The 1,069-nt window shown below is 63.0% G+C and carries 2 protein-coding genes; both read right to left on the bottom strand.

What is annotated here, in order from left to right:
• A partial coding sequence (locus tag HP547_RS28895; RefSeq protein WP_172288917.1) for a hypothetical protein occupies positions 1-223 on the bottom strand: 223 nt, incomplete at its 3' end.
• 354 nt (positions 224-577) lie between these two features.
• Positions 578-1,069: MFS transporter (locus tag HP547_RS28900; RefSeq protein WP_172288919.1), on the bottom strand; the 492-nt coding region annotated here is incomplete at its 5' end.

Consider the following 1,069-nt stretch of genomic DNA (forward strand, 5'->3'; position numbering starts at 1 on the left):
CACCTATTCGCCCGCCTTTGCTGGTGAGTTCGGCACCGTTGTTGATGGTCAGGCTGGCAGGGACACCGTTGCCGGGGCGCAGTGACACCGTGCCGTCATACGCGCGGTCGCTGCTGAAGGTGTCTTGCCCGCTGTCGAGGATGTAGTCCGCCGCGTGGGCGTTCGGCAGCATGGCGAGGGTGATCGCGAACGTGAGCGGGGAAAGTCTGAATAGGGGCTTCATGGCGACTCCAGATACTCCATTTGATGCCACGCAAGTGGCTGCCAGCCTCGAGGGCAATGGCATTCCTTAGGTGCAACGCATTAACACCGGGAGTATCGGGAGCGCTCGCCGCGCGGAGAATAGTACGCATGTACTAGCGTGTTCCGGAACGTGATGCGGCGCACAGTGTGTCCTGCTCCATAGCACTGCACATGACTTACTGATTTAGCAGGGGCCTTGTGTGGGGCGTGCCCGCGAACACCGGCGCAGCCGGTGCCAGCCACCGCGCCGGGTTCTTCGCGGGCGCGCCCGCTCCCACAGCGCCCAGCATCAGTTCTCTGCTCGACAGCGCAGCTCAATGGGCTGGGCAATCTCCTACAGGTTCGGTGATGGCTTTGGGGTGGACGAGGGCAATGGCAGCAAGAAGGTCAACAGCGCGCCGATCACCAGCAGCACCGTGGCGTAGACAATCCCGGCAGTGAAGCTTTGGGTCAGGTCCTTCAGCCACCCGACCACCAGCGGGTTGAGCGCCGAGCCGATGTTGCCGAACGCGTTGATCACCGCAATACCGATCGCCCGTGCCTTGAACGACATGGCCTGGTCCGGGGTGGTCCAGAAGATCGACATGGCGGTGTACGAGCCGGTGGCGGCCATGCAGATGCCTGCCAGCTGCACCTGGGGGTCGCCGGCATACGCAGTGAACATCCAGCCGGCCGCTGCCACCAGCATGGGCAGCACCAGGTGCCATTTGCGTTCCCGGGTACGGTCGGAATGCAGGCCCCACACCAGCATGCCGATAATGGTGCATACCTGTGGAATCATCGCCAGCAAGCCAATGGTGCTGTTACTGCTGCCGGCGGCACTGAT

Origin of the sequence: Pseudomonas sp. CM27, assembly GCF_013179515.1 — a bacterium.
Lineage (GTDB): Bacteria > Pseudomonadota > Gammaproteobacteria > Pseudomonadales > Pseudomonadaceae > Aquipseudomonas.